Origin of the sequence: Bacillus spongiae (assembly GCF_037120725.1) — a bacterium.
GTDB classification, from domain to species: Bacteria; Bacillota; Bacilli; order Bacillales; family Bacillaceae_K; genus Bacillus_CI; species Bacillus_CI spongiae.
On record NZ_JBBAXC010000013.1, the window covers coordinates 80,346 to 106,213 of the forward strand.

Below are 25,868 nucleotides of genomic sequence, written 5' to 3' on the forward strand. Positions count from 1 at the left end.
TAACACTTCCTCTCAGTATAACCGCCATATTGGCACCGCACTTTAACATATCATGTTTTTTATCTTTTGTATAGTTCCTCAAAAAAAACCTAGTGAGATCATCACCAGATTTTATCGAGGTTTCGCAATGATTGCATTATGAACTTTAATATACCCATGTTTCAATATATCTAAACCGTTTTCATATACGTACAGCCCCATTTGTTCCAGTGTCATTAATTCCCTGTACGTATGGTTCATGACATCAGACATAATTTCGTAATATAGCTTCGATCGTAACTGTGCTCGAGGTGTTGTCATGATAATGTAGCCATCATCCTTAAGAAATTTTCGGTGCCATTCGACAACATCAGGTTTCAATTCATCAGGAAAATGTTCTAGTAAACCAACACTAATCACAATATCAAATTCTTTTCCGAACGATAATTGTCGGATATCCTCCACAAGATACGTAACGTTAAAATCATCCTTGTGGTATACTTTTTTTCCACCTGTTTGTGGGTTTTCCCCTAAAAATGGATAGGAATCTGGAAATTCACCGAAGCGAATATCTTTACAGAAAGCATCGTAATCGACTAAAACGACTTCGCCCCCTGGATACATCGCGCTTAACTGCATTCCTTCATATCCTTCCGCTGCCCCTAAAAAGAGAATTCTAGGCTTTTCAACATCTAGCCCTTCAAACAGAGCCCGCTTTCCCCTTGGGTCCCATATACCATCTTGCACTCGATGAGCATAATTCCAGAAATGGATTCTGGCTAGATCACCTAGCGCACTGGAGATTTGCTTTGGTTTGAATGAAGTGAGGGATGAAAAAAACTGTTTTTTAGCTACATTCATTTCAGTTGGAACATCTTTAACAAACCACTCGTGAAACGATCGGTTAAACATTTCCCAAGAAGTGTGAACGGGGAGGGCTTGACCTTTTTCTTTTTCCCAGTTTGTTTTTTCTTTTGCGTATGATGTCACTTGAAACGGACGACCAATATCCTTCCAGCTAAGCTGACTCCAATCTCGAACTGTGTTTTCCTTTACAAACTTGTTGCGTTCTTTTGCACTATACTCTCTCGTATCCAATCGAAAAGAAGGTGTCAATTGCGTCTCGCTTTGCACAATTCTTGAATTTGTCGTTGCGGTTTGCATATTCTCAATCCCCCTTTAGCTTGTTAATATATATTTCCATGCATTTAAACTAATTCCCTTTTAATGATTAGAAAATTAAAATATTTATCTTTTTAAAAGAACTTACCTTACTGCTTTACGCTCACCACTATTGCTGAACAGAGAACAGCACATCATACCTTATTTAACTATAGAGAGCATGATAAAACGAGTGAAACATCCTTAACTAAACGAAAAGAAACGCCAAAATAAACAAATGTTGTCTATTTTGGCGTTTCTTTATATTTTTATCCGAACAATGCTTCTTATTTTATCATTTGACTGTTCATTAATTGAGTGATTCCTTCCCTACACTCTTTCGTAATACACGAGGTCTATTGCTGTCAACTATAATGACAACTTTAATAATTGGCTAGTAAAGAAAATGTCTGAAGCAGCAGTATGTTTTCTTTACTAGCCAATACCATACAATCATAAACGACTGTTTTTAAGTTACATAATTTATTAAGAAACAGGTAGGATATCTTCCTGAAACCACTGTTCCCAACTCTCCAGCTTATGATCAAGTACTTTATAATTATCTGATTTATCTAACTGTTGAGTCCCCTTCCCTCCAAGAATAAATTGAAGAGACGAGTGTTTATTCTTTAACTTTTCAATAAATGAAATAAGCGACTTATCATCATTACTACTTGTGATAGAGAGACAGACATATTGAATTTGCTGCTCTTCAATGAGTTCATCAAGACCATCTTCTGGTGTATTTGGCCCTAAATATAAAACACATAAACCTTTCTTTCGCAAGAATAACGTAAAAATGGTTAAACCGAGATGATGATGCTCACCTTCAGGACAAAAAGCTATAGCCTTCGGTAACTGAGGTTGAATCGGAAAAATATCCATTATTTTAAAGCACCTTTGTAGCAAAAATTGCGAGGCAAAATGTTCTTGTGCAACAGTTATATTGCCTACTGCCCATTCGTTACCAATCCTTGTAGCCAAAGGATAAAATAGTTTTTCAAAAACCCTATCAAAATGATAGACAGAAAAGCTGTAGTCAACAATAGAATGCGCCTGATTAAGTTCAAATGAGGTTAAGGCATTGAATAAAGGATCTATTATTTCTTGATCTTTTTGTATCATTTTTTGTTCAACAGACATTCTTTCTTCTTGTTTAGATAGCAGTTCTACTGCCTTAGAGATAGATATTCCCTTTTGATTCATTTGTTTCTTTAACCAGATTAGCTTTCTGATGTCGTCATTTGAGTACATGCGATGACCACCTTCAGATCTTGATGAAGGCGCTAAACCATAACGACGCTCCCATGCTCGAAGAGTTACAGGGGTCACTCCTACTTTTTCTGATGCAATTCTAATATTATACATTCAATTCTCACACTTTCAGTTTGCATTAAATTAACTTTCATGATGATGGAAAAGTTTACAATAGTATATAAACACTATACAAGAGTTAGACAAAAAGTTAAAGGTGGAAGAAATCGAGAACTTTCCCGATTATTTTTTTCTCCATTGTAAAGCGTGTTCTATTGAATCATTCAATTCCGTTATTCTTTGCTAATAAGTAAAAACAATCATTTATCATCTATTTAAAGTAATGTATTGTGAAAGCTATTGGTTTAACTTTTCTCTACAATTTAAGTAGAAAGAAACAAGTTAGTAATAATCTAATAGCACTCATTCACCATACATGAGTGCTATTAGAAATTCATATACAATTAATTAACTTCCAATTTGTTTTTTAGGAAACCAAGGAATAAACATACTGGTTCTTTTTGCATATTCCCGGAATTCGGGCTTTTGCATATATTTTCGTTCTAAAGGTGGGACACCTGTAACCTTTACTAATAAAAATGTGAGTGCGACTGGTGCTATAATTGTAGTCCACCCGAATGTGACAGAACTTACAATTAGGAAAACTCCCCACCATAAAACGGATTCACCAAAATAGTTTGGATGACGCGAGTATTTCCACACTCCTGAAGTTATTATTTTTCCTTTATTTCGTGGATCTTTTTTAAAATTTGATAATTGTTTGTCTGCCACAACCTCAAACAAAAAGCCCAAGGTCCATACCATAACCCCAATATAATCCCATAACCCTAAACTACTTCCCGTATCCCACGCGTTAACTGCCACAATAGGAAAAGAGAGCAAAAGCATTGCAACTCCCTGGGACATATAGACTCGAATATAGCTAGTTAGTGCCACGCTTTTCCCTTGTTCTATCCATCTTTTTCGCATATTTTTATAACGGTAATCTTCACCAGTATTTTTATTTCGTAAATATAGATATATAGATAATCTAAATCCCCATATACATACTAATGATGTAACAATCATTTGCCTACTAGTGTATTCCTTAGTGAAAAATAACAAGACGATTGCAATAACTACAAAACCGCCTCCCCAAGCAATATCAACAATGGATAAATCTTTCTTCAACTGCGCTACTACCCAAAACAAGGTCATGTAAATAACTACACAAATTAAAGCAACTAACAAAGAGGTTAGCATTAATTTTCACTCCTTTATATTCATTCGTAATGTCAAACTAATAAACTAACACACTACAACCTTATCACAATTTGTATAATTAATGTATAGTTTTTTAAATGATTTGTACAATTTATTTTTTCGTGATAAAGTATTTGCAAGTGCTTCATCTACAACTACATTTCTATAAATTACTTATAAAGGATGATCATAATGAAAAAGATAGCTTGGATAACAGATAGTTCTGCCTACGTACCTGATAAAGTTCGTAAACATAATGATTTGTTCATTATTCCTATGAATATTTCATTTGATGACCATGTTTATAAAGATGGGGTCGATCTATCAGCTGAACAATTATATAAAAAAATGGATGATATGGACGGAATCCCGAAAACTTCACAACCTGCACTATCAGATTTTATTGAGTTATACACGAAACTAAAACAGGAGTATGATGAAGCGATAGCAGTCCACCTATCAAGTGACTTGAGTGGAACATATAATGCGAGCAACCTTGCAGCTAAACTAACGGGGTTTCCAGTCGAGGTAATAGATTCAAGAATCTTGTCTTATCCACTAACAATGATGATTGAAAAAGGGATGAAATTACACTCTAATGGATTAGGTGCCAAAGAAATAGGGGATATACTTCGCAAAGAGCATACAAACTATCAAAATTTCATCTTAGTCGGAAAGATTGAACAACTTTACAAAGGGGGACGAATCAACGCTATTCAAAAAATGATTGGGAGTATATTTAATATCCACCCGATTCTACAGATTAAGGACGGTACGGTTCAGTTATATGGGAAAGCTCGTACCAAAAAGAAAGCAATCAACACTATTTTAAACCAATTTGATTTACAGAAACAAAAGAATATAATAAAGCAGGTTCAGGTCTTACATGCTGATGTTATAGACGAGGCAAAATCATTAAAAGAAAGATTATTAACTCAATACAAGGATATTGACGTTCTTATTGGGCCGATAAGTCAAACAATAGGTGTTCATGGTGGGAAGGGAAGTATTACATTAGTTTGGAAAATCGAGTAATCGTCATAATAAGTAAAAAACGTAGAATAATAGAAAAAGACAACCCATCCTGTAAAACCCCGCCTATTCCTTATAAAGGTTAAGAAAAAGCACAGAAGCTCAAATTCTACAAAAAAACTCCTTGATAGTAAAGATTACTTACCATCAAGGAGTTCCGGTTTTAATAAGTTAAAAACCACCCGCATTTTCATATCGAGCATTGAATTCTTGAAGAAATTGATTTGTAATTGATTCATCGTGAATAATCAACATATTTTCATCATTCACATTGTTTCCATTTTCACTCCAGTTCGTTGATCCTAAGATGACGGTCGGATCACTTGTGGAGTTTGCATCAATTAGCATCGTTTTGCTATGCAGTTTTCTTGATTCGTTGTCTTTATAAACTGGTGCAGGATTTGCCCAACGTGTATTTGGATTCCCTTCACTTTGTTGTGTTGCCGTTCTACCAGTCATGTCGACACTTGCTGACCACCATTGATTCCAATAGCTAGCATCAAATACTCCTTTTACATCAAAGCCTGTAAGCGTTCCTGTTAAATCAGTATAGGACCCTTCCCACTTATGTTTTAATTCATCTAATACTTGTTGGTCACTCCAAGCAAACATTGTGAAATAAGCGCTTTGATCCGCTTCATTTTTAATTAGCTCTTGAACACGACCTAACGCATTGTCACCTGAAGAAAAGTAAATTTCAACCGTTTTCCCATTAATCTCGACAAAATGCTTCGTATTATCCGTTTTTCGTGTGTTAAAGTTCGCATTCAGTGGATCGGGAGTCAATGTATTACTTCCCCACATTTCATTGAATTCAACCTCATAAATATTGGCAAGGTCTGGACTGTGAACTTCGACAACATGTTGCTGATTCCCATCTAATACCGCATTCTCCATATTTTCATCCGTTCCGTATAAACCCGTTACTGTATAGTTCCAACTTCCTGTAAAAACCCAACGGTCATCAATAATCGCAAATTTATTATGCATTTGAGTATTTGGTGAATAGTAAGCGTTCACGTCTTTTTGCTCAGCATCTACAAACATATGCCCCGTATATACAGCATTGCTAAGTTGAACGGTCACTTCAGGAACGTCACTGAACTGAGCAGGTAAACCATACTCTACTCTTTTTACACTGTCCTCGACGACAAACATAGGTGAATCTGAAAATACGTGAATATCGTCGGCCGTCCCAATGACACCATCAAGACCTCTCACCATTTTTTCAACGTATAGTCTCATTAATTCAAACCGCTCTAAATTGTGAGGGTCATCCGCATCTTTAGCATCAGCAATGAAGCGAACATCAATCCCTTCACTAGCTTTCTGTAGTAACGTATCGACCACTTTTGGGAGATTAATTTCGTAAGCAGTCATATCAATACTTGTTGTGGCTTCATTTAAGCGTTCAATTAATCGTGTTTCTAGGTTCACGTTATAATTGGCTTCATTATTCTCATCAGCATACTCAACTAAAGCGCATTTATTAAAATAGACATTAATGGCTCCTAACTCATTTGATACATTATTTAATTGTTCTGTCGTCGTATTACATCCAATCAGATCATTTGAAGAAGCAGAGTTTAGTTGTTTAGGAGTTCCAAAGCCTTCTTGATACGCGACAGTTGAGCTAACCCAGTTTGTTGAAATAGAAGCATCGTTTGGATCGACCCTTTCCATTGTGGCTTTCTCATTATTGTCTCCAGCAAACCAACTTGAAACATTGTCTATTAAATTACCATTCTCATCTCTTAGTTCAAGCGATTCAACCGTATTGCTCAATGCTCCTGTATAGATCAAATCTGCCAATACATTGGCTACCGTTTGATCATCACTTCGTTCTAAAAGGTAATAATCATTCGCTTCAATTACACCACTTAACGTAATGGTCGGTGAACCATCCGTAGCGCTTAATGTCCATCCTGCTAAAGAAATAGTAGAACTTGTATTATTATACAATTCAATCCACTCATCATTGCTACTTACCGTCGTACCCATCCAGGCAATTTCATTTAAGACAACATCACCTTTTATTGCTGCATGCCCGGTTCTAATTGAAGGTGACACAAGTGAAAAAATAAAGATAAAGACAATGAATGCTTTTAATCGTTTTCCCATTCTATCAACATCTACCTTTCTATTTCTATTAGGATGAAATGAAACCACTTCCAACATTTATTCTAGCATTCACCCTCTCAAAAATCCCCTTGAAATAAAAACCAGTTATTACAATCGGAATAGACTGCTTTTACAAGATAACTTATAATCAGCAGATTACTTACATTCGTTTAAACCCATAAAAAACATTTAGACTATCCTAGTAAAAAGACGTTCTAAATGTTTTTTCCTATTTGGAGGGCGACAGATTAAAATTCGTAATGCGTTTTTCTATTAATATGGTTATATAAAATAAAATTCACTATTACTCAGGTTTATTATTAGCATTTGGATCTAGTTCAAAATCAGGCTGGAAATTGTCATACTTCACCATATTCACCATGCCAGCAGAAGCATGATGAAGGTCATGACAGTGGAAAAGCCAATCACCTGGATTATCAGCTTCGAATGCAATAACATATTCATCACCTGGAGTTAAATTCACGGTATCTTTGATGATAGGAGATCCTTCAACTAACTTCCCATTTTTGCTTATTATTTGAAAGAAGTGTCCATGTAAGTGCATAGGATGATCATCCATCATCGAATTATTCCTTAATGTAACTTTTACTTTCTCTCCTTCCTTCACTTGAATATTTTCCGTGTTCGGAAATGTCTTTCCATTAATCGTATAGGCCATTTCATGATTTTTCATTTCTGTATTTAAGTCCATCGTATACTCAACATCATATACCTGACTGAGTGCAAAAGGACTATCAGAAGCCTCTCCATAGGATGTATAGTCGAAATGAGGTAATGCAACTTGCTGGTTGGACCGATCTTCATTTACTGTTGCATTCTTATATTTAATTTGTATTTTCATATTTTCCGTACCTTCTTCGTTTCCATGTCGTTCTAAATACCAATCCCCTGAATTATCAGCAGTGAATTCAATATCATATCGCTCACCAGGAGCAACAGAAATCAGTTTATTTTCAATTGCTTTTGGTTCATTTATTTTTTGACCATCAACAGCAACAATTTTGTACTCATGTCCATGGAGATGAAATGCATGGGACATGAACCCTACATTCACTAAACGAATCCTAACTTTCTCTCCTTCCTTCACTTCTAGAGGTTTAATGCTTTCTCCAGTTTTCCCGTTTATTGTATACATGTCATAAGCATCCATGTTCCCCATCATTCCTTCCATCATTCCTTCCATCATCCCTCCCAGCTTTTCATCGCTGTTAGTGTTCCATTCATCTAAAACGAGTGTATAATCTCTATCCAGCTGTTCAGCTTCTTGTGGTTCGACAATAAGAGACCCAGCTAATCCCTTATCCATTTGATTTACACCATCTTGGTGAGTATGATACATGTAAGTTCCTGGGTCTTCAGGGGTGAAGCGATACGTATAAGTATCGCCTGGTTGAACGGCATTTTGAGTGACACCAGGGATACCGTCCATATTATTATTCACTGTAATTCCATGCCAGTGGATAGTAATGGGGTCAGGTAATTCATTTTTTAAATGAATTTTCACTTCCTCTCCTTGCTTAAGACGAATTTGTGAGCCCGGAACGGAACCATTAAATGTCCAAGCTTCAATGGATGAATTTTTTGTAAATGTATGCTTTCTCTCATTAGCCACTATCATAAATTCATTCTTATTATCTTCTTTTAATATGATAGGTTCTTTACTTTCTTGGATATCGGTAGATTCTTCTGTATTTTTCATTGTATCGATTTCAGAACAGGCAGCCAAACCAAACAGTACTAGCGATATGATCCCTAACCCTTTCCATTTCACTGAACTTCCTCCCTTTCTAATCGTTTTCAATAACTAAATTTTACTGATAAATATTGAAGGTTTAATGAAGTTTAATTTTTCTTTAGTTTTTTTATAATAATCGTATTTTAAGTTCAATTACTCGTTCGTTTCTATGTAGATATGGCAAACTCGATAAGATATTGCTTCCTTTAAATTTCAATCAATTGGATAATCGTGACGAATGAACTTTTTGAGGAAAAGGGATGCTCAAACGATGTATCTAGAGGAGGCTATTGATTCACCTTCTATTTAACATATAATGGATGAAGGGAATTCCTAAACTAGATTAATTGAACAAGTTTAGAAAATTGGAGGGTTTTTTGTGTCAGAAAAAAAATGTCACACGGCTTTTGGTGTATATGGGATTTTACTAAAAGACGACAAATTATTGGTGGTAAATAAGAACAGAGGTCCTTATATAAATAGATATGACCTTCCTGGAGGAAGCTTAGAAGAGGGTGAAGCTTTATCTAAAGCTATGAAAAGAGAATTTCTTGAAGAAACAGGTTTAGAAATTGAAATCAAGGAAAATATCGGTGTAATCGATTTTAAACTGCCTTGGTCATGGAGAGATTTTACTAATGTGCACCATATTGCCGTTTACTATTCTGTTAAAGAAATAGCTGGAGAGCTAAGCGTTCCAGCACAATTTAATGGACAAGACTCTGTTGGAGCTGTATGGGTATCTGAAAATGATGTATCGTTGGACAATGCCTCCCCACTTGTTATAAAAGCTTTTGAATGGTTAAGAACGAATAATTTAGGTATTGATCTGAATACTTACGAAGATTGGAAGGTTCTTAAGTAGATTTATTATCTGTACTTGTGTTAGTTAAAGATAGCCTTTTCTTTTGCATAGAAAAACAATTAGTGCTATTAACAAGATTTTTCCAGAAAAAGAGTTTATAAGATTTCAAAACTAGAAATAGAGAGAAATTCATCGTGGAAAAATAGTAACTTCGTCACCTCCTTAAAAGAAGCGTGAAAATCGTCCCATACGATTCGTTTCAGCAAGTGGGAGGGTACTGAAGCTTTCATCGTGGATTGCCTCTAATTAATGCTCTGACTAAAAGAAACTCTCCAAATAAAGGAGAGTTTTTAAAATGAAGTACTTGAATAGATTAGATATGGAATAAATCAACCTTTTTTCGACCGAACCAACCCCTTCATGCAGCATAACGGATGTCGAGTCGATAGAGGATTTCAGGTATAATAAACCATGTTTCCCCCTGATGAACTTGAAGATAAGAACGGCGAAATGACTACTCTTTATGCCATAGCCTTTGGACATCCACTAAATCCTGACCATTAAATTCCATTTTGTATACATCCGGTTTCGATGTACTCAGGAGAAAGCTCAAATCATACTGCTTGTCATAATGATGCATCATTAAGGTCATAACCGCTCCGTGAGTGCCTATTGCCATTTTTCTTCCTTGATGTTCAGTTAATAATTCATTCAAAACAGACACCGCTCGCTGTTGGCACTCTTGATTTGATTCACCACCTGGTAGTGAATAGGTAGGGTCGGAAAATGATTTTTCCAATACGGGAAATAATTCGTTGTCAGGATGGCGGTTGTCGTCATGGAAAAACACTCTTTCTTTCAAATCTTCCTTCACGACGATTTCCTTCCCTGCACGTTGAGCCATCTCCTCTATCGTCAAGATTGCCCGGTCATAGGGACTTGAAAGGAAAATGTCAATTTCTTCCCCCTTCAATAATTCCGTTATTTCATTGGCGTCTCTTTTTCCTTTCGTCGTTAATCCTCTTGTTCTTTCATTGCCTACTTTGGGTGAATCGCCATGTCTCACCATATAGATAGTTGTTTTCATCCTAGCCTCCATCATACGAATTTTATTTCTCGAATAAAATTTTTCAGTTTCGATAGACCACAGAAGATAGAGACTTCTCCCCCTCTTTCCCCTCATGGATTTCATTTAACTTCGTTTATTCTCCGTTACATAAAAAGTACACCATTAACGGGTAACGGTGTACAATCCTCTCACAACATGAGTGGCTCGCTTTAATTATCGCTTTTAGGAGAAAAGACATTTTTACTGCGAATATATTCGACATCCTTCCCACCATCACGAATATTTACGACTCTTGCTGCAGCGAAGAAATAATCTGACAGTCGATTTAAATATTTTAACGCTAAAGCGGATGTCGATTCATCAAGTTTAGAAAGCTGAACGACTAGTCTTTCCCCTCGTCGAGTAACGGTTCTCGCAATATGGAGGCTAGATGAGCCTTTTGTTCCACCAGGTAGAACAAAGCGCTGAAGCGGGGGTGCTTCTTGTGTATACTCATCAATACGCTTTTCTAAATACTCAATCGTATCGTTTGTAAATACGGTTTCGCGATCTTTATCAAGAGTAGCTAATTCTCCACCGAGATCAAATAATTCATGCTGAATTTTTTCAAGATCCTTTTGAATATCATCAAATTTCTTTGCTTCAAGATGTGAGCGTGCTTGACCGACGAACGAGTTCACTTCATCTATAGTGCCATATGCTTCAACACGAAGATCGTCTTTATCGACGCGTCCTCCAATGACACTCGTTTTCCCTTTGTCTCCACCTTTTGTGTATAGCCTCATCTTACATCCTCCCATTCATTTGTTCTCTTTTGCTTCCTTTATACTCTCATCAATACTTGACTTTATGCGTTTTCCTATCGGTGAATGTGGTCCTGCATCACGAAGTCGCTCGCCCATTTGCGTTGCAGCAACGGTGATACTTGGTGATGAATAATTAGATGATTGGGACTCTTCTTTTCCACAGTTTATTGCAGCCTTTGCTTCAGTTACAGCCATGAACGCTTGAAGAAATGTTGCTTCAGATAAATATCCATTAAAAAAGATCATGATATGGTCAACACTAATGGAACCTTTTTCAATCCCTTTCGTTAACGACACGACCATCATGAATGAAATTTTCCCCTCATCATAAAAGCTAGAAGATATATGATGACAAGAGCGAGGCGTCATCATAGCAATCGTATCTTCTACGATTAGCCCTTCCTTTTGAATCAATCGTGTGAGCATCTCACTAGACTGCACTCGATCGTTTTTTAGCGATAGAAAAAAGGCTGTAAACCACCCTACTGCCTCCCCTTCTATTGCCGTAGACATAACCTTTACTGGCTTAGAAGTTTGTATGACGACCTTTTCATCATTTCTTTCTACTAAGTCAAGGGAAAAGTGGGGTTGACTTGATGCCTCAGCAACATTTGGTAGTAAGACGATTTGTGGCTTTGCCACATGTGGATGCATGATTTTTTGCACCTTCGTCTGATATACCGTTGTAATATTCCTCTCGCTTAGGACCTTACTCGGCTGCTCTACCTTTTGTACGGAACCATCTGCTAATAATAGTAATGTATCACAATATAAACTAGCTAAATTTAGATCATGGAAGATTGATAATACAGTAAGACCTCTTTCAATCGTCCATGTTTTGAGCGTATCAAGCATACTTTTTTGAAACGCCAAATCTAAATGATTCGTCGGTTCATCTAATAGTAGTAGTTTCGGTTGCTGGGCAAGTGCCTGTGCTAAAAATACTCGCTGTCGTTCGCCTCCAGACAGCTGTTCAATGAAGACGTTTTCATAGTTTTTAATTCCTGTCAATTCCATTACTTCTTGTACAATCTCCTCATCGTTCGGACTCCACGATTTGAACATTCCTTGTTGATGAGAATATCTACCTAAAGAAACAATTTCCTTAACAGAATAGGAAAAAGACTGCATAGACATTTGTGGTAAAACGGCTGTCGTTTGTGCCAGCTCTTTCGCTGAGTATTGGCTAAGCTCCTTCCCAGCGATGGAAATGGAACCTCTCTGATACGGCAGCAAACCAGTCATCATCTTTAAAAGCGTCGTCTTCCCACTTCCATTTGGTCCTAAAATACCATACATTTCCCCTTGCTTCACGGAAAAAGTGACATTACGAATAATCTCCTTATTTCCGTATCCTCCTGTTAATGAGCGAACTTCAATCATAGCCTACCACTTCTTTCACGTTTTTGCTTCATAAGCACGAGTCCGAAGACTGGCGCGCCAAAAAGGGCTGTAATAACACCAATTGGCAGCTCTGTTGGTGCAATGATCGTGCGTGAAATCAGATCAGCTAAAATAAGAAAGCCGGCCCCATAGACGATCGATAAAATGAGCAATTGTCGGTGGCTTGGTCCCCATATAAGACGAACAAAGTGGGGGATGACTAAACCTACAAATCCGATCGTACCGGATACTGACACTGCCGCTCCAGTCACAATGGAACCTGCCAGCAAGATCATCATTTTACGCCGGTGAACATTCACACCTAAATACTGTGCTTTTTCTTCCCCAAAGGTTAATACATCTAACTCTTTTGCATTCCATAACAGAACGATGCAGCCAACGAGGAAAAACGGAATTAATATCCATACATGTTCCCAGCCTCTCATCGCGACACTTCCTAATAACCAACCAATGATTTGGCGAAGCTGATCACCCGTGAGCGCTATCATGAGGGATATCGTTGCTCCTAAAAAAGAGCTAAATATAATGCCTGTTAAAATAATCGTTTCCACCTTCATCGTCGGATCAATTTTCTTTGTAAAAATAAGAACCAAAAAAATTGTGATAAAGGCAGCGACGATACTCATGAATGGAAGGGTAAAAAGGGAGAGGAAGGGTATCGACAAATTAAAAAAGATGGTGACAACCGCTCCAACGGAAGCCCCCGATGAGATCCCTAATGTATAGGGATCTGCTAACGGGTTTCTGAGTAGTCCTTGGAAGGCAGCTCCAGCTAACGCAAGAGAAGCACCTACAAGTCCAGCTAGTACGACACGTGGCAAACGAATCAAATTTACGATATACGCCAGTTGTTCCTCAACCTCAAATGAAAGAAAAGGTAGAAGCTTCATGACAAAAAGTTGAATAATCACAGTGAACGGAACGGACACAGTACCAATCGATACGCCTAAAATAATTGATAAGAAAAGAAATAGTAAGGCAATACAATACGTGAATGCTTTATTCGTTTGTAAAGACCTCAGGATAAATGACTTTTGCAACTTCCTCTACTCCTTGTACTAACCTTGGCCCTGGACGGGACACTAAATCAGAGTTGACCTCATATACTTCTTCGTTTGAAATAGCGGATACACCTTGCCAGCCTTCTCTTGCTAAGACTTGTTCAGCCGCTCCTTCTCCATATGTAGTAATCACGACATCTGGATTTAATGAAACAACCTTTTCTTCATTCAGTTCAACCCAGCCTTCTTCTTCTACTACATTATTTGCAGAAATCGCCATTAAAATCTCATGCATAAATGTACTGGTCCCAACCGTAAAGAGTGGGTCTCCACTTACTTCAATAAAGACGTTCTTTTTCTCTGCTTCTTCAATCGAACTTGCTTTTTCCTTCAGTTCATTTAACGTTGTTTTCATGTCTTCAATGATATTCGAAGCTTCTTCCATGTGTCCTGTTGCTTTCCCTATAAATTCAATAGATGCATATACTTCATCGAAATTCGTTGCATCATCGACAACCAAAACAGGAATGCCTGCTTCTTCAATTTGCTCCAAGCCGGTCTGTCCCAACGCATATCCAGATTCAGGAGCCAATACTAGGTCAGGTTGTAGCGAAATAATCTTCTCGACATTAAATTCCATTCCACCAATTTTTTCAAGATTCTGGGCCTCTTCTGGGTAATTATCAAAATCTGTTCCAGCAACCACTTCCTCACCTGAGCCAACCGCAAAGAGAATTTCAGTAATACTCGGCATGATTGAAACAATCTTCTCTGGCTTCGCTTCAAGCGTCACTTCGTTATCCACACTATCCGTTAGCGTGACAGGAAACGCTGCTTTTTCTTCTGTTTGTTCCGTCGCGGGTTTCTTTGTTTCCTCTGTCTTTTTCTCGTCTTCTCCACAGCCTGCTAAGCCAAACGATAATAATACAAATAATAATGAAAATAGCTTCTTCATGGTAATCCTCCTGTTAAACATAATAAAAACATCTTCCTAAGGAAGATGTCATGTGCATAAAGGCAGTAAAGTACATCTAAAGCCATAAGCCTTCATACACCTTCCTATCCTCGTAGGCATGATTGGTGCGGTTATTAGGCAGGTCTCCTGGCTTATGATCATCGTTCCCTGTCCCTTCCCATGAAATCATTCACAGTGGGCGTTACAGTTCGCTCTCATTTACAGTGGCGGGACCGCGTTGGATTTTCACCAACTTCCCTTTTAAGCAATAGTAAATTGCTTCACCTAATTCCAAATGTATGTAATTTTCTTTCCGTTCCTAGCCATTATACACTATTTTCTCACTCATCGTTGACATATTTTTCATCATTTTCGTCATTATCAGCCTTTTTTCGAGCAGATTCCATTTTCTCGTCAAGAACGTTCAACGGAGTGACCAATACTTTTAAGTGGGTCCCTCTGTTTTCTACCAAGGATTTAAAGGCATTTATTCATTCTTAGATGCTAAGGTAATGACGATGATTTCAGGACGGTTAAAGATACGTTGAGGAATAATGCTGTTTCCTAACCCTCGATGAACAATCATTTTCGAATCAGCTTCAGTATAGGTTCCTGACGTATATTCTGGGAAGAAACCTTGATTAGGCGCTACAACACCACCTATAAACGGAATTCGAACTTGCCCCCCATGTGCATGGCCGGCTAAAGCAAGGTCCAGCTCGTGCTCGGCATAGATACCGAAATACTCTGGCCGATGTGCGAGGAGAATCGTAAAGTGTTCTGCCGGATCAATCCCTTCAAGAGCCTTTGTAATGGCTTTATCCGTTGTCTCTCCCTCTTCCAAAAAAGGTTGAATCGCCGGATCATCAATCCCTACGATATGAATTTGTTCATTTTCTCTTTCAATCACTTCACTAGAATTCCGGAGTACTTTTACTCCAGCACTTGTTAACCTCTCTTCTAATGTGGCAAACCTTTCTGACCACCATTCATGATTTCCACTAACGTAATAAACAGGGGCTATGCTCGTTAACAGTTCCATTAACACGACACTATTTTCTTCATTATATTTTTTCGAATCGACTAAATCACCCGTAAAGACAATGACATCAGGATTGGTCTCTTTCACCTTTTCCACTAACACCCGCTGGTTCTTACCAAAGGACTTACTATGTAAATCAGATAATTGGACAACCTTATAGCCATTGAATGCTTCTGGAATTTGATCTGATTGAATACTCATGTTTGTCGTTGTAATCGAATTGTTTTGATAATAAGAAAACAAACCCAATACTACAACAGTTAGTAAAACATACAACGCAACCTTCTTCTTTTTTTTCATCTTTTCCCCTCTTCTTATCCTCTATTATTTTTTACAACTATACTATAAGTAGAGCTTCTTTCACACTAATTTAATATAGGCCCTTTTCGTAAAGATTGTTGCTTTTGATTCTTACAAGGAATAATTTACTTTTTATGGTATTATATTAGGAGAGGACTAATCAGCTAACGGGAGTTTAGTTCAATATAACAATTATTGAAAAGGGGGGCTTTTATGAGAAAAATATGGTTTCCGTTATTATCTTCAGTTGCGACAATGGCTCTGTTTTATGGAATTGGAAATATATTCGATTTATCTCTTTTTAGGTTTTCACTCGTACTTAACGAACCGTTAGAAAATGGGTTGATTTTTGATGCAAATATTGCATTACTTCCTTTTGCTATCGGCTTAATAGTTGGATTTGTTGTGGAACGCATAGTTAAACTCAGAAGCGTTTAATTGCGAAAGAGATACAATGAAAAGAAAGAGAAAATGAAGAGCAGATTGGACTTTAACGGAATAAGAAATACAGTCGTGCCAACATAGGGATGGCTATTTTTTTATACCTCAAATAAAAAATTGACGGTAATGCTATTTGAATTTTGGCAAGCACTAAGTAGCATTTGGTTTATTTGTTCATTTTCAGCCAGCTTCTTACTTTGCTGAAGGAAGCTAAACCAGTAAAGGTAATTGTCCAAATACTTCGTAGCCACTCCTTGGAACCTATCCATCCACCCCTTTAAACGTTTATGATAGTTATTAACGTTTTCCAGATGATAGATGCCTTTTTTGACATACCCCTCTTTGCTTAGATTTATCGGCTCGTGTTTAAGTGCCTTTATTTGGGCGAATTTCTTGTAGTTCGTGGCTGTATCTGTGTATAAAAAGAGTATGGGGCGATATAGCTTCCGATAACTGAGTCAATTTCTTCTGCTTTTACACGACCAGTTCTCTGAGCAATGACTTGCCCCTTTCGGTCCTGGGCGACAACAACAGCATTTTTAGATTACTAATCCCTCTTTTTATCTTTAGCGCCACGTTTATTAGGTTTTCTGTCCAGAGCCCTTCGTCCTTTTATAGACTCTTTAAAAAAGGTCTCATCGCATTCGATAATCCCTTTCAACATTTATAACCCATTGAACGCAGAGCAAAAAAAAGCAACTTTTTTGATGAATGGCTCAAAGGGTAAGGATAATTTGAGTTTATTATTTATTAAATTCACAGGGACATTATTGAAGATCCTATCACTGGTTAATGCAAACCTCGCGAAATGGGCGGGACTTTGTGGAAAGAGCCCGTTTGTTGAACAAGGTATCGATTTATCTCCGAGGGGGAAAATATAAAAAAATTCCAGAAAGAGATGAAATGCTTCATGAAAAACGCAATCCTTGTTTTTATGGCGATCATTTGTTTATTTTTTTCCGATTTTATCGTCAAGGCTAATGTAAACCTTAAAATTGAAGAGGTTGCAGCAATGCAAGTTATATACTCTTCAGGTGAATCGCGTTTATTCCGAATTACCGATGGGTACGAAGAAAAAATAATGCGTAAGGTACTTGAATGGATCAACACATCGAGTCCTGGTGAAGGTAAAGTGGATTTAGAATTTCAAAAGGTTCCAATATCCCTGAAATTAAAGATGAATGACGGAGAAATTGCCATTATAGAACCTGTCTATACATGCATTTCGGAACAGCAAACTAAAATCTGTACAGCAGTAGATGGTGAAATTGTATACAACCGAAATAAAGTGAAAACCCATTTAAAATCGCCTAAACTTTATGATTGGCTCTTTGTCGGATGGAAACATGAAATTGATGGCCCTACGAAAGTGGAACTGTTAGAAGAAACTTTGTATACAAGGTACTACTTTTCACATCTAGACAAAGCATACTCTGATTTTTTTATGTGCCCAAAAATAGATAAAATCGAAAGGATAAATGGCGATACCAGAAGTCATATTGTTTATGCCAGCGCATTAAGCTATTATGGACATCATTCTGGTAATTCTGCTAAAATCAATATCATTTTGACTGATACACGTAATGGGGTTCAAATCAAAGAAATTATAAAGCATGAAAATATATCTGGAAAAGAAAGTAATGAACAATGCAAAGGCTACTAGGTTTAATCTAATTGCTGTGCGCGTTAATAGAAAGTGACAACAAAGAACTTTAAAGCAGTACTAAAATAGAGTATATGTAGATAATAACTTCAATGTAATAATTGATGTTGTTAGATTCTGATTCTTATTTTATCTCTTATACAATAAGTATTCGGACTGTGCATCATCGGACATCCCTTCAAGATTCCTACACTAATGGATTTTTTAGTAAACTCGGTTTAATTTTTTTTTTTAAGAAAGATGGTGTACGTACACCTTTTTTGTCGTAAACCCCTCTATTTTTATCCTATTAGCAAACCTTTTTATCAATACTAGAATAAACCATGTTTTCCATTTTCTACTTCTTTCTACCTATCTAGTAACATATAATAATAAATAAACGATAATTAAAAGGAGGATTGTCCTTGAGGAAAAAACATTTTTTCGGAATTGTTTTGATTGCATTAGGTGTATTTCTTTTACTAAATAATTTAGAAGTCATAGATTTAAGGCTAGGGGAGCTTTTTACAACCTTTTGGCCGATGATTTTAGTTTTCTATGGTTTTCACCGACTCATAAACCATTATCATTCAACCTCTAGCGGGTTGATCATCGTCACAATCGGCGTATTGCTTCAATTAAGGGTACTTGGTATCGTGGATATTTTTGAGTATACAAGTTTTTGGCCAAGCATTCTTATTCTCTTAGGTGTGTGGGTGTTCCTTTCAACGGGAAAGAAGCGGACACCAAAAAAACACTATTCTCAAAAGGAACAACCATTCAACCTTGTGTCAAAAAATAAGCTTCAATCTATTCAATTATTTTCTTCGTCTCATGTAAAAAATGTTTCCAAAGATTTTATCGGCGGTGAGCAGTTTGTTGCGTTTGGCAATGCAACGGTCAATTTAACGGAAGCGCAAATAGCAGAAAGAGATGTTACGGTTGATGTAGTTGTAGCCTTTGGACATGCTGATATGATTGTTCCAAAAGGGTGGAACATTGAGGTAAATGCCATTCGAATATTTGGGCGCTGGACCAACAATACAATCTTACGTTCCGGTCTTCAAGATGCCCCTACTTTAACAATCAATGGTGTCATTATGTTTGGCGAAATGACGATTCGAAACGGTTAACATGTTTGAAATGCCATAGGACCAATACATTTATTTAAAGTGTCGATTTAACATTCTCAAATAAAGGGAAAAATCATCACTAGGTTCGTACATTGAGAGGGTTCAAGGCTAGACAGATGTATTTTACATAAGAACCAGACTTCACCCTCCCCCTACTCCCTTTTATTGCTTCTAAATCTTCTTTTGTATTCTTTAAAACTCCATGTGTTCAAAAACTTTTCAGCCGCTTGAAACCCGGCTTGATAGAGCCACTGTTTCTCGTCCTCTGTGAGCTGGAAATCCGTACTCGTTATTGTACCCGTATGAATTTTAACCGTTCTCGCATAAGCGTCGTCATCAAAATAACGAAAATCATGGGCTTGCATCATCGTTTTAAACATCGATCTATACATACGAATCGGTCCAATTCTATTCATAGGAGATGACTTCATTTTGTCTCTTACAAAGTGAAAACCAAACGTAGGCCATTTTGGTTCGTCCGGCGTATCAAATATCCAGATCGGAAAGTTACTTAAAAGACCACCGTCTACCATATAAGAAGGATGCTTAAACTTCTTCGTTTTCCACTTAATCGGATAAAAGAAAAAAGGAATCGTACTGCTCATTCTAACTGCTTTAGCAATAGGAAAATCATGTGTTTCACCATATATGTGTAAATCGTCCGGAAGGATTGTCATTCTTCCATTCGTAATATCTGACACAATAATTTTCAATTGTCCTTCTTTAAGGTCACTAAAATAACGATACCCTTTCTGGATGAGAAGGTCTTCCAACCATGTTTCTTGATAGTGGTTATCATACAGACCCTCATGAATCAATAGATTTATTCCTTTCCCGATAAGAGGAATTGAATCCAACCAATTTTTCTTCATAAACTGTGTGTAATCAACACTATCGATAATGTCCTTTATCTCTGAACCAGAGTATTCACAAGCTAAGAGAGCCGCTATAACCGCCCCTGCTGATGTTCCCGCTAAACGATTCCACCTATAGCCTCTTAATTCAACCGATTCAACAGCACCAACATGAGCAATTCCCCTTACACCTCCGCCTTCAAAAACACCATCCAACAACATAAAGCCACCCCCTCTTCAACTGAAAATCATTCCACTAATACCTTACCCTATACATAAGGAAAAATGACTATTTTGATAAAGAAGTCGTGCCTTTCGTTTTCGTTCTACAGGAGAGGCGTGATAGCGTTACTTGTTAATAGCACAGATATCACGACTGCACCTTCGAAAAGATTCAGATACACACGAGTGATAAGTGATGATAGCGGGACCTCCGACTACCAACACCTTCTTGTTACTGTCAGTTCACTCTGTTACAGAATGTAACCTGTATATGGATTATTATTTTATTCAAGAAATATCACTGTGTTTACAGACTAATTTCGTTTAAATATTCCCCAACCTCAAATATCTTACTGTTTAGTGCACCTTTGCAACAATTGTTTCCTCATTATGCTTTTCCATGAATTGATACTTATCACTTCATCGTGCATAGATCTGATAACGAAAATTGTTTTCCATTAAGAGTGACTGTCTCATTATATTTGCTTGGTTGCTTTTTGATTTCATTTCGTTTCTTACCCTTCTTTTATTTGCTTCCTACATCTCTTATCTTTTGATAAAATATTAATAGAGTAGTAGATTAGTAATAATTAGGAAATTTGTATATTATAGTTCGATTGTAGCAAAAAATAACTTATTCGTCTTTATCATTCACTTATATTAGTCTCCTTGAAAAGGTTTAGCAAAGTAAGCTGAGGCAGCTATTGCTAGAGGAAGAATAACAGCAATTGTATCAAAAGTAGCTTGCATAGGAAGATTGTGAAACACAAAGTAGAAAATATGATTGGTGTTAAACTAACATTTTAGTAATATATTTGGAGAGATTTTAAAGCCTTTTTCCAATTAAATCAAATAACGTGGTACGCTTCATTGTAATTGAAAGAAAGGATATGTCTGATAGTTTGAAACTCCATGTTACGTGATACTTTAACTATTTGTTGAATAGGATGGTGATGAAATTGATATCAAGAAAGATTATTTCGGCATCTGTTTCTGGTTCTTTGTTTGCTATTTTGTTAGGTCTATTCGTGCCAAATCCATTTGGCGAAACGATTCCATCGATACCGAATTATTTATTTGCTGTTGTATTAGTCACACCTGTTTATTTGATGTATAGTTTCCCAGCTATTTTAATTTACGGAGTATTAACGTCTATTATTAGCGACAAAATCAGTCAAATTACTTCTACAAAAATAGGAAATGAAAAATCTGAAATCATTTTGTCTGGCATTTTACACATTATATTTGGTCTTATTTTACTTTTGTATAGTTTAAGTGCTGCTATCTTGTTCTTTATTACTGACAGAATTCTACAAAAAACAGCCAAAGAATATACAGTGATGCAAGCAATTAAGAGTTTGGCCATTCCTATAACGGTTTGGTTAATTTTTATGGGAATCGTATACATAGAACATATTGTAACAGGTTGATAAGAAGCGATTGGGAAGCCAGATTATCAAGCTTCCGAAATTTCAGCTTTTTTTCAAGACCACCTTCAGAATAAAATCGTACCCAACGATTGTGAAAAACTAGATTTACTCTTATCCGTCGACAATTTGTAGTTTCTAACACCTTCCCTAGTATGTATTTATTGATATTTTCTAGAAATAAGAAGCTCCATTAAAGGTAGTAATATCATGGCTAATCCTAAAATTCCAAATAAAAAAAGATTGACTGTATCGTTTATCCATTTATCAAAACAAACGGCAACCAATAAAAACAGCATCATGAAGAATGCAATGGGGAACTTTTCATTTGGTCCATCTAAAAAAAGATTGTCAACCCTTCCCCCTAATTTTCTTGCAATATTAAATGCTAACTGTAAAGATGTAAAAGGTGTTGATGTTTCAAAAAAAAACAAAACTTCCAGTTAGATAGGAGTTCTGTTCACCATTATCATCTTATTAAACGAATACTTCTAGTAGTTAAAAAGGTTATCTTGTAAACCACCAAACAAAAAATAAAACTACTGCAACGATAAACCAAATAAATGCGATAACATTTTTTCTTTCCGTTTTCTTCTTTCCAGAATTAGCAGCAATTACACCACAAATTAAAGCAATAGCTATGGCTACCCAAGTCCAAATAGTCATAGTACCCTCCCCTTTCTTAAATATATTATTTGCAAACTTTACTGAACATTACTGCTCGGTTGGTTATTTATCCCTTAGAGCATGTTTATGCCTAATCACTTTGTCTAACTGTTCTTTCGTCAATCTACCCATTGTATGTTTGCGAAAAGGTCACCTTGTCAGAGTTTCTCTCGACAAATATACATGTTACCTAACTCGGTCATAGATGAAAATGAGTGTATATAGGATACAAAATTGATATGTAAAGTAAAACAAGCTGCTGTAATAATCCCTTTATTGTGCTTGTAGATCTTGAAGGTGGGAACTATCAGCATAAAGTTCAATATGATATCCTTGTGGGTTTACTGTGACTATACTTAAGCTAGTTTGTTGAATGTATGGTGGATTCATTCCACATTTTCGCTAGAGGGCGCCCTTCAAAATTAGCCATTAGTATTTTTAAGACAATGGAATGAGTGACTACTAATACGTTCTTTCCATTGTGTTTTTCTAATAGTTCATTTATAAATTGAATGACTCGTGCTTTCACTTCTACCAATGATTCGCCTGTTGGTGCCACAAAATTAGCAGGATCGGTCTCAAACAATTTATATTCGTTATTGAATGTCTCCTTAATTTGTGACCTTGTTAACCCTTCCCATTCTCCAAAATTCATTTCTAATAATTTATTACTTTTAGTAACTATTAAATTTCTTTGTTCGTTAATAATGTTGGTTGTTTCAATGGTTCTATTGGTAGAGCTTGTGTATATTAAATCTAGGTCGAAAGGATGTAGTTTTTCACTTAATCGTAATGTTTGTTCTCTCCCTATAGAACTTAATGGAGAATCTTTTGTCCCTGGAATTCCTTTTCTTTATTCCATATCGTTTCACCGTGACTAACTAAATATATTGTTGTAGTGTTCATTTTTTCCTCTATTAATAAAAATTTACAATAAAATGAATATAACGTTATTTTTTCATATTCATTATGAAAGCGTCAAGAATGTAGGGTAACTAACTATTCTTCTTCCTTATAGAAGTGAATCACTGATGGTTGAAGAAATTATTTTGAAGAAAGATTTGGGCAAAAATGATCACAAACCCGTCTAATCGTAAATCAGCTGATTTACGATTAGGTCTAGTTCCATATTTGGTTTGACTTCTATTTAGTGATAAGGTTACTTCTCTATACTGCCTTCCTTTGGAAATAGAAAAGCCCTCCAAGGAAAAACAATAGGAAGCTTCCCCCAACAATCGTTAATAATTGGTCTCCTGGAACATAAAATATACCGCCTGTATTATCACCTGTATACATCATAGAAAATGGTTGTGCCCATGGGTAGTACGGTCCAACTTTCTCTGAATTCACAGCCAGTATAGTCGGTAAGGTAAAGACAACGTTAACAGTAAAAGGGGCCGCAAAGCTTTTAAACAGAATAGACATCCACAATTGTAATGCTACTAATGGAAAAGTCGCCACCCATCCCCCGAAAATACTTTTCCAAACAATATCGACTGGAAAAGGGGTTGTGAAGCCCTTTAACATGCCAACCGCATAAACAGCACCGAGGTATAAGAGTTGGATCGTCAACACAAGAATCATCACTAAGACAAACTTCGCCACAAACACTTTTCCTCTTGTGACCGGCATGGCTAACAGTTGCTTCCAACCACCAGCTTGGTGCTCATACCTACATATGACACTTGCTAATACCCCTGTTATTAAAGGTAAAAATAGCAGAGCATACGATAAATTCATAGATAATAACATGATATACCATTCATTGCCAATATCGGTAGGAAAGAGGTTTCCTGTTAAGCCGATAAAAAATGCAATAAAGGGTCCTGCAAATAGAATAAGTATAATTTTGGATTTTCGTAGTTTATACCATTCTGATTGTATAATAGAGAACATTTATTCCACATCCCTTCTCGTAAAGTCAACCATTCCTACTACATACAATATGCAACCTACCGCAACCCCGAGCATGACATTGACAATAGGTTCTCCCCATTCATTCATTAGTGAAGGCCACTTCCAAATCATCCAATCTGGCAATTTATAGGCAGAATAAGTGAAAATTACTCCTAAAACACCGGTAGTAATTGGGATTCCTTGATTTCGGCTAACCGTTGCAATCCAGAGCTGCAATGCTAATATCGGTAGTACGGCAAAGTAAGGATAGAAACTATACTTGATCAGTTCAAAAAAAGGAATACTGTCTCCTAAATCTAGAAAAATACCGTAACTAAGAGTGAGCACCATCAATATCAATGAAGAGATCCATAATAAACACGCAAGAACAATGAATTTAGATAAATAAATACTCATTTTCGAAACAGGTAATGAAATCAACTGCTTCCATGCATTCGTTTCATTCTCTATACTCGCCATAAAGGAGGTTAATATCGCTATTCCCAACACAAGTGCAAGTGGGGTAAATCCACTAACATTCAATAGATAATATCCCCAATTATCCTCACTTTGCTGGAGTAAATAATCTTTTCGAACCCCGTAATTCACCATTTGCATCGCAACAACACCAAAAGGGCCTAAAAACGTTAAAAACCAGATTCCTTTTCGCTTTATTTTTAAAAAATCAGTCGTTAAAAGTCTTCCAATCATTAGTTTTTCTCCTCCTTCGTCATTTGTAAGAAAGTTTCTTCTAATGATCTTTTCTCCTCTTCCACTCGATAAATCCAAAATCCGTCTTGAACGAGTGTTCGAATGGTATGCGCTACTTTTTCATTTGAATGTTCTTGTAATAAAATGATACCTTCTTTAAAATCGGCTTTTATCCCTTTAGCTAGTAATGATCGCCACGCTTGCTCACTGTCACTTACTTTTAATAAGATTTTTTGCTGAGCGTATCTGTTCATCGCTTCGATAGAATCTTGAAAGATCATTTTTCCTTTCGTGACGATCCCAACAGTCGTTGCCATTTGTTCAATCTCTGTTAATAAGTGACTTGAGATGATAACCGTTATTCCAAATTCAGATTGTAATCGTTTAATTAAATTTCGGATTTCAATAATTCCAGAAGGATCAAGTCCATTAGTTGGTTCATCCAAAATTAACAGATCTGGATTATTTAGAAGTGAAGCGGCAATTCCTAAGCGCTGCTTCATTCCAAGTGAAAATCCGTTTACTTTTTTATTGGCCACTTCTGTTAAGCGAACAATGTCTAGTACATCATAGATTTGTGTTTTTGGAACTCCTAAAATTTTTCTTAACGCTTCCAAATTTTCATAAGCTGTTAAATGAGGGTAATAGGATGGATTCTCAACAAGTGATCCAACCTTCCTCAATATTTCGATTCTTTCTTTTTTCAAATCCTTTTGAAAAATAGTAATAGAACCGGATGTTGGCTTCATCAAGCCTAATAGCATACGGATTGTCGTTGTCTTCCCAGCACCATTAGGCCCCAAAAATCCATATATATCCCCTTTTCGTATGTTCATATCCAATCCGATAACTGCATTTTCTTTGCCAAAACGTTTTGATAAATTTTTAGTTTGTACAACATATTCCATTTCTCTCACCTCATCCTCTA

Annotated in this window: 24 protein-coding genes, 1 pseudogene and 1 riboswitch; of the genes and pseudogenes, 7 read left to right on the top strand and 18 right to left on the bottom strand. The window is 36.5% G+C overall.

The features are described from left to right. Window positions 1-111 precede the first annotated feature (111 nt). The 3 genes from WAK64_RS15645 to WAK64_RS15655 form a co-directional block, all read right to left on the bottom strand. A complete protein-coding gene (locus WAK64_RS15645) occupies window positions 112-1,143 on the bottom strand; it encodes a class I SAM-dependent methyltransferase (protein WP_336587929.1) in 1,032 nt (343 codons plus the stop codon). Between the two features lie 483 nt (window positions 1,144-1,626). Then, window positions 1,627-2,508, bottom strand: coding sequence for a MerR family transcriptional regulator (locus WAK64_RS15650; RefSeq protein WP_336587930.1), 882 nt, complete (start codon window positions 2,506-2,508; stop codon window positions 1,627-1,629). A 354-nt stretch (window positions 2,509-2,862) separates the two neighbouring features. Further along, window positions 2,863-3,657, bottom strand: coding sequence for a DUF1295 domain-containing protein (locus tag WAK64_RS15655; RefSeq protein ID WP_336587931.1), 795 nt, complete (start codon window positions 3,655-3,657; stop codon window positions 2,863-2,865). 192 nt (window positions 3,658-3,849) lie between these two features. Between WAK64_RS15655 and WAK64_RS15660 the strand changes: the two genes are divergently transcribed. After that, the gene (locus WAK64_RS15660; RefSeq protein ID WP_336587932.1) at window positions 3,850-4,692 is read left to right on the top strand and encodes a DegV family protein; all 843 of its coding nucleotides are present in this window, start codon (window positions 3,850-3,852) and stop codon (window positions 4,690-4,692) included. A 168-nt stretch (window positions 4,693-4,860) separates the two neighbouring features. Here the strand turns inward: WAK64_RS15660 and WAK64_RS15665 are convergent, their stop codons facing one another. Together WAK64_RS15665 and WAK64_RS15670 are read right to left on the bottom strand one after the other, a co-directional pair. After that, entirely contained in the window at window positions 4,861-6,867 is a 2,007-nt protein-coding gene (locus WAK64_RS15665; RefSeq protein ID WP_336587933.1) for a phospholipase D-like domain-containing protein, read from the bottom strand. 247 nt (window positions 6,868-7,114) lie between these two features. Then, window positions 7,115-8,602 carry a multicopper oxidase family protein gene (locus WAK64_RS15670; RefSeq protein ID WP_336587934.1) on the bottom strand — a complete coding sequence of 496 codons (1,488 nt, stop codon included), beginning with the start codon at window positions 8,600-8,602 and terminating at the stop codon, window positions 7,115-7,117. A gap of 343 nt (window positions 8,603-8,945) precedes the next feature. Between WAK64_RS15670 and WAK64_RS15675 the strand changes: the two genes are divergently transcribed. Next, window positions 8,946-9,431 (top strand): NUDIX hydrolase, encoded by a 486-nt coding sequence (locus WAK64_RS15675; protein WP_336587935.1) that lies wholly within the window; start codon window positions 8,946-8,948, stop codon window positions 9,429-9,431. Window positions 9,432-9,885: 454 nt separating this feature from the next. Here WAK64_RS15675 and WAK64_RS15680 read toward each other — a convergent pair whose 3' ends face one another. From WAK64_RS15680 to WAK64_RS15705, 6 genes are all read right to left on the bottom strand, one after another. Continuing rightward, complete coding sequence (locus tag WAK64_RS15680) at window positions 9,886-10,458, bottom strand: histidine phosphatase family protein (RefSeq protein WP_336587936.1); 573 nt, start codon at window positions 10,456-10,458, stop codon at window positions 9,886-9,888. Window positions 10,459-10,649: 191 nt separating this feature from the next. After that, a complete protein-coding gene (locus WAK64_RS15685; protein ID WP_336587937.1) occupies window positions 10,650-11,225 on the bottom strand; it encodes a cob(I)yrinic acid a,c-diamide adenosyltransferase in 576 nt (191 codons plus the stop codon). Between the two features lie 15 nt (window positions 11,226-11,240). Then, window positions 11,241-12,629, bottom strand: coding sequence for an ABC transporter ATP-binding protein (locus WAK64_RS15690; protein WP_336587938.1), 1,389 nt, complete (start codon window positions 12,627-12,629; stop codon window positions 11,241-11,243). Beyond that, window positions 12,626-13,690, bottom strand: a complete 1,065-nt coding sequence (locus WAK64_RS15695) for a FecCD family ABC transporter permease (protein ID WP_336587939.1) — start codon at window positions 13,688-13,690, stop codon at window positions 12,626-12,628. Before WAK64_RS15695 ends, WAK64_RS15690 begins: the two co-directional genes overlap by 4 nt. After that, window positions 13,650-14,606, bottom strand: a complete 957-nt coding sequence (locus WAK64_RS15700; RefSeq protein WP_336587940.1) for an ABC transporter substrate-binding protein — start codon at window positions 14,604-14,606, stop codon at window positions 13,650-13,652. Before WAK64_RS15700 ends, WAK64_RS15695 begins: the two co-directional genes overlap by 41 nt. A 120-nt stretch (window positions 14,607-14,726) precedes the next feature. Beyond that, window positions 14,727-14,910, bottom strand: a riboswitch (cobalamin riboswitch). 183 nt (window positions 14,911-15,093) lie between these two features. Beyond that, the gene (locus WAK64_RS15705; protein ID WP_336587941.1) at window positions 15,094-15,948 is read right to left on the bottom strand and encodes a metallophosphoesterase; all 855 of its coding nucleotides are present in this window, start codon (window positions 15,946-15,948) and stop codon (window positions 15,094-15,096) included. A 213-nt stretch (window positions 15,949-16,161) separates the two neighbouring features. On the opposite strand from WAK64_RS15705, the gene WAK64_RS15710 reads away from it, so the two are divergent. Continuing rightward, the gene (locus tag WAK64_RS15710; RefSeq protein WP_336587942.1) at window positions 16,162-16,386 is read left to right on the top strand and encodes a hypothetical protein; all 225 of its coding nucleotides are present in this window, start codon (window positions 16,162-16,164) and stop codon (window positions 16,384-16,386) included. A gap of 101 nt (window positions 16,387-16,487) precedes the next feature. Here the strand turns inward: WAK64_RS15710 and WAK64_RS15715 are convergent. After that, window positions 16,488-17,085: pseudogene (locus tag WAK64_RS15715) on the bottom strand (IS1595 family transposase); the annotation flags it as partial. Window positions 17,086-17,299: 214 nt separating this feature from the next. Here WAK64_RS15715 and WAK64_RS15720 point away from each other — a divergent pair. Both WAK64_RS15720 and WAK64_RS15725 read left to right on the top strand, forming a co-directional pair. Then, window positions 17,300-18,052, top strand: a complete 753-nt coding sequence (locus WAK64_RS15720) for a hypothetical protein (RefSeq protein ID WP_336587943.1) — start codon at window positions 17,300-17,302, stop codon at window positions 18,050-18,052. 404 nt (window positions 18,053-18,456) lie between these two features. Then, the gene (locus WAK64_RS15725; RefSeq protein WP_336587944.1) at window positions 18,457-19,164 is read left to right on the top strand and encodes a LiaF transmembrane domain-containing protein; all 708 of its coding nucleotides are present in this window, start codon (window positions 18,457-18,459) and stop codon (window positions 19,162-19,164) included. A 152-nt stretch (window positions 19,165-19,316) separates the two neighbouring features. On the opposite strand, the gene WAK64_RS15730 is transcribed toward WAK64_RS15725, so the two are convergent. After that, window positions 19,317-20,240: a patatin-like phospholipase family protein gene (locus tag WAK64_RS15730; protein ID WP_336587945.1), complete on the bottom strand. Its 924-nt coding sequence runs from the start codon at window positions 20,238-20,240 to the stop codon at window positions 19,317-19,319. A 953-nt stretch (window positions 20,241-21,193) separates the two neighbouring features. Between WAK64_RS15730 and WAK64_RS15735 the strand changes: the two genes are divergently transcribed. Further along, a complete protein-coding gene (locus WAK64_RS15735; RefSeq protein WP_336587946.1) occupies window positions 21,194-21,670 on the top strand; it encodes a hypothetical protein in 477 nt (158 codons plus the stop codon). A 207-nt stretch (window positions 21,671-21,877) separates the two neighbouring features. Then, complete coding sequence (locus WAK64_RS15740) at window positions 21,878-22,114, top strand: hypothetical protein (RefSeq protein WP_336587947.1); 237 nt, start codon at window positions 21,878-21,880, stop codon at window positions 22,112-22,114. Window positions 22,115-22,174: 60 nt separating this feature from the next. Here the strand turns inward: WAK64_RS15740 and WAK64_RS15745 are convergent, their stop codons facing one another. From WAK64_RS15745 to WAK64_RS15765, 5 genes are all read right to left on the bottom strand, one after another. Next, window positions 22,175-22,333: a hypothetical protein gene (locus WAK64_RS15745; protein ID WP_336587948.1), complete on the bottom strand. Its 159-nt coding sequence runs from the start codon at window positions 22,331-22,333 to the stop codon at window positions 22,175-22,177. 361 nt (window positions 22,334-22,694) lie between these two features. Further along, window positions 22,695-23,177 carry a histidine phosphatase family protein gene (locus WAK64_RS15750; protein WP_336587973.1) on the bottom strand — a complete coding sequence of 161 codons (483 nt, stop codon included), beginning with the start codon at window positions 23,175-23,177 and terminating at the stop codon, window positions 22,695-22,697. 323 nt (window positions 23,178-23,500) lie between these two features. After that, a complete protein-coding gene (locus WAK64_RS15755; protein ID WP_336587949.1) occupies window positions 23,501-24,229 on the bottom strand; it encodes an ABC transporter permease in 729 nt (242 codons plus the stop codon). Beyond that, the gene (locus tag WAK64_RS15760) at window positions 24,230-24,940 is read right to left on the bottom strand and encodes an ABC transporter permease (protein ID WP_336587950.1); all 711 of its coding nucleotides are present in this window, start codon (window positions 24,938-24,940) and stop codon (window positions 24,230-24,232) included. Next, entirely contained in the window at window positions 24,940-25,848 is a 909-nt protein-coding gene (locus tag WAK64_RS15765) for an ABC transporter ATP-binding protein (RefSeq protein WP_336587951.1), read from the bottom strand. The genes WAK64_RS15760 and WAK64_RS15765 overlap by 1 nt, the downstream gene beginning before the upstream one ends. Window positions 25,849-25,868 lie beyond the last annotated feature (20 nt).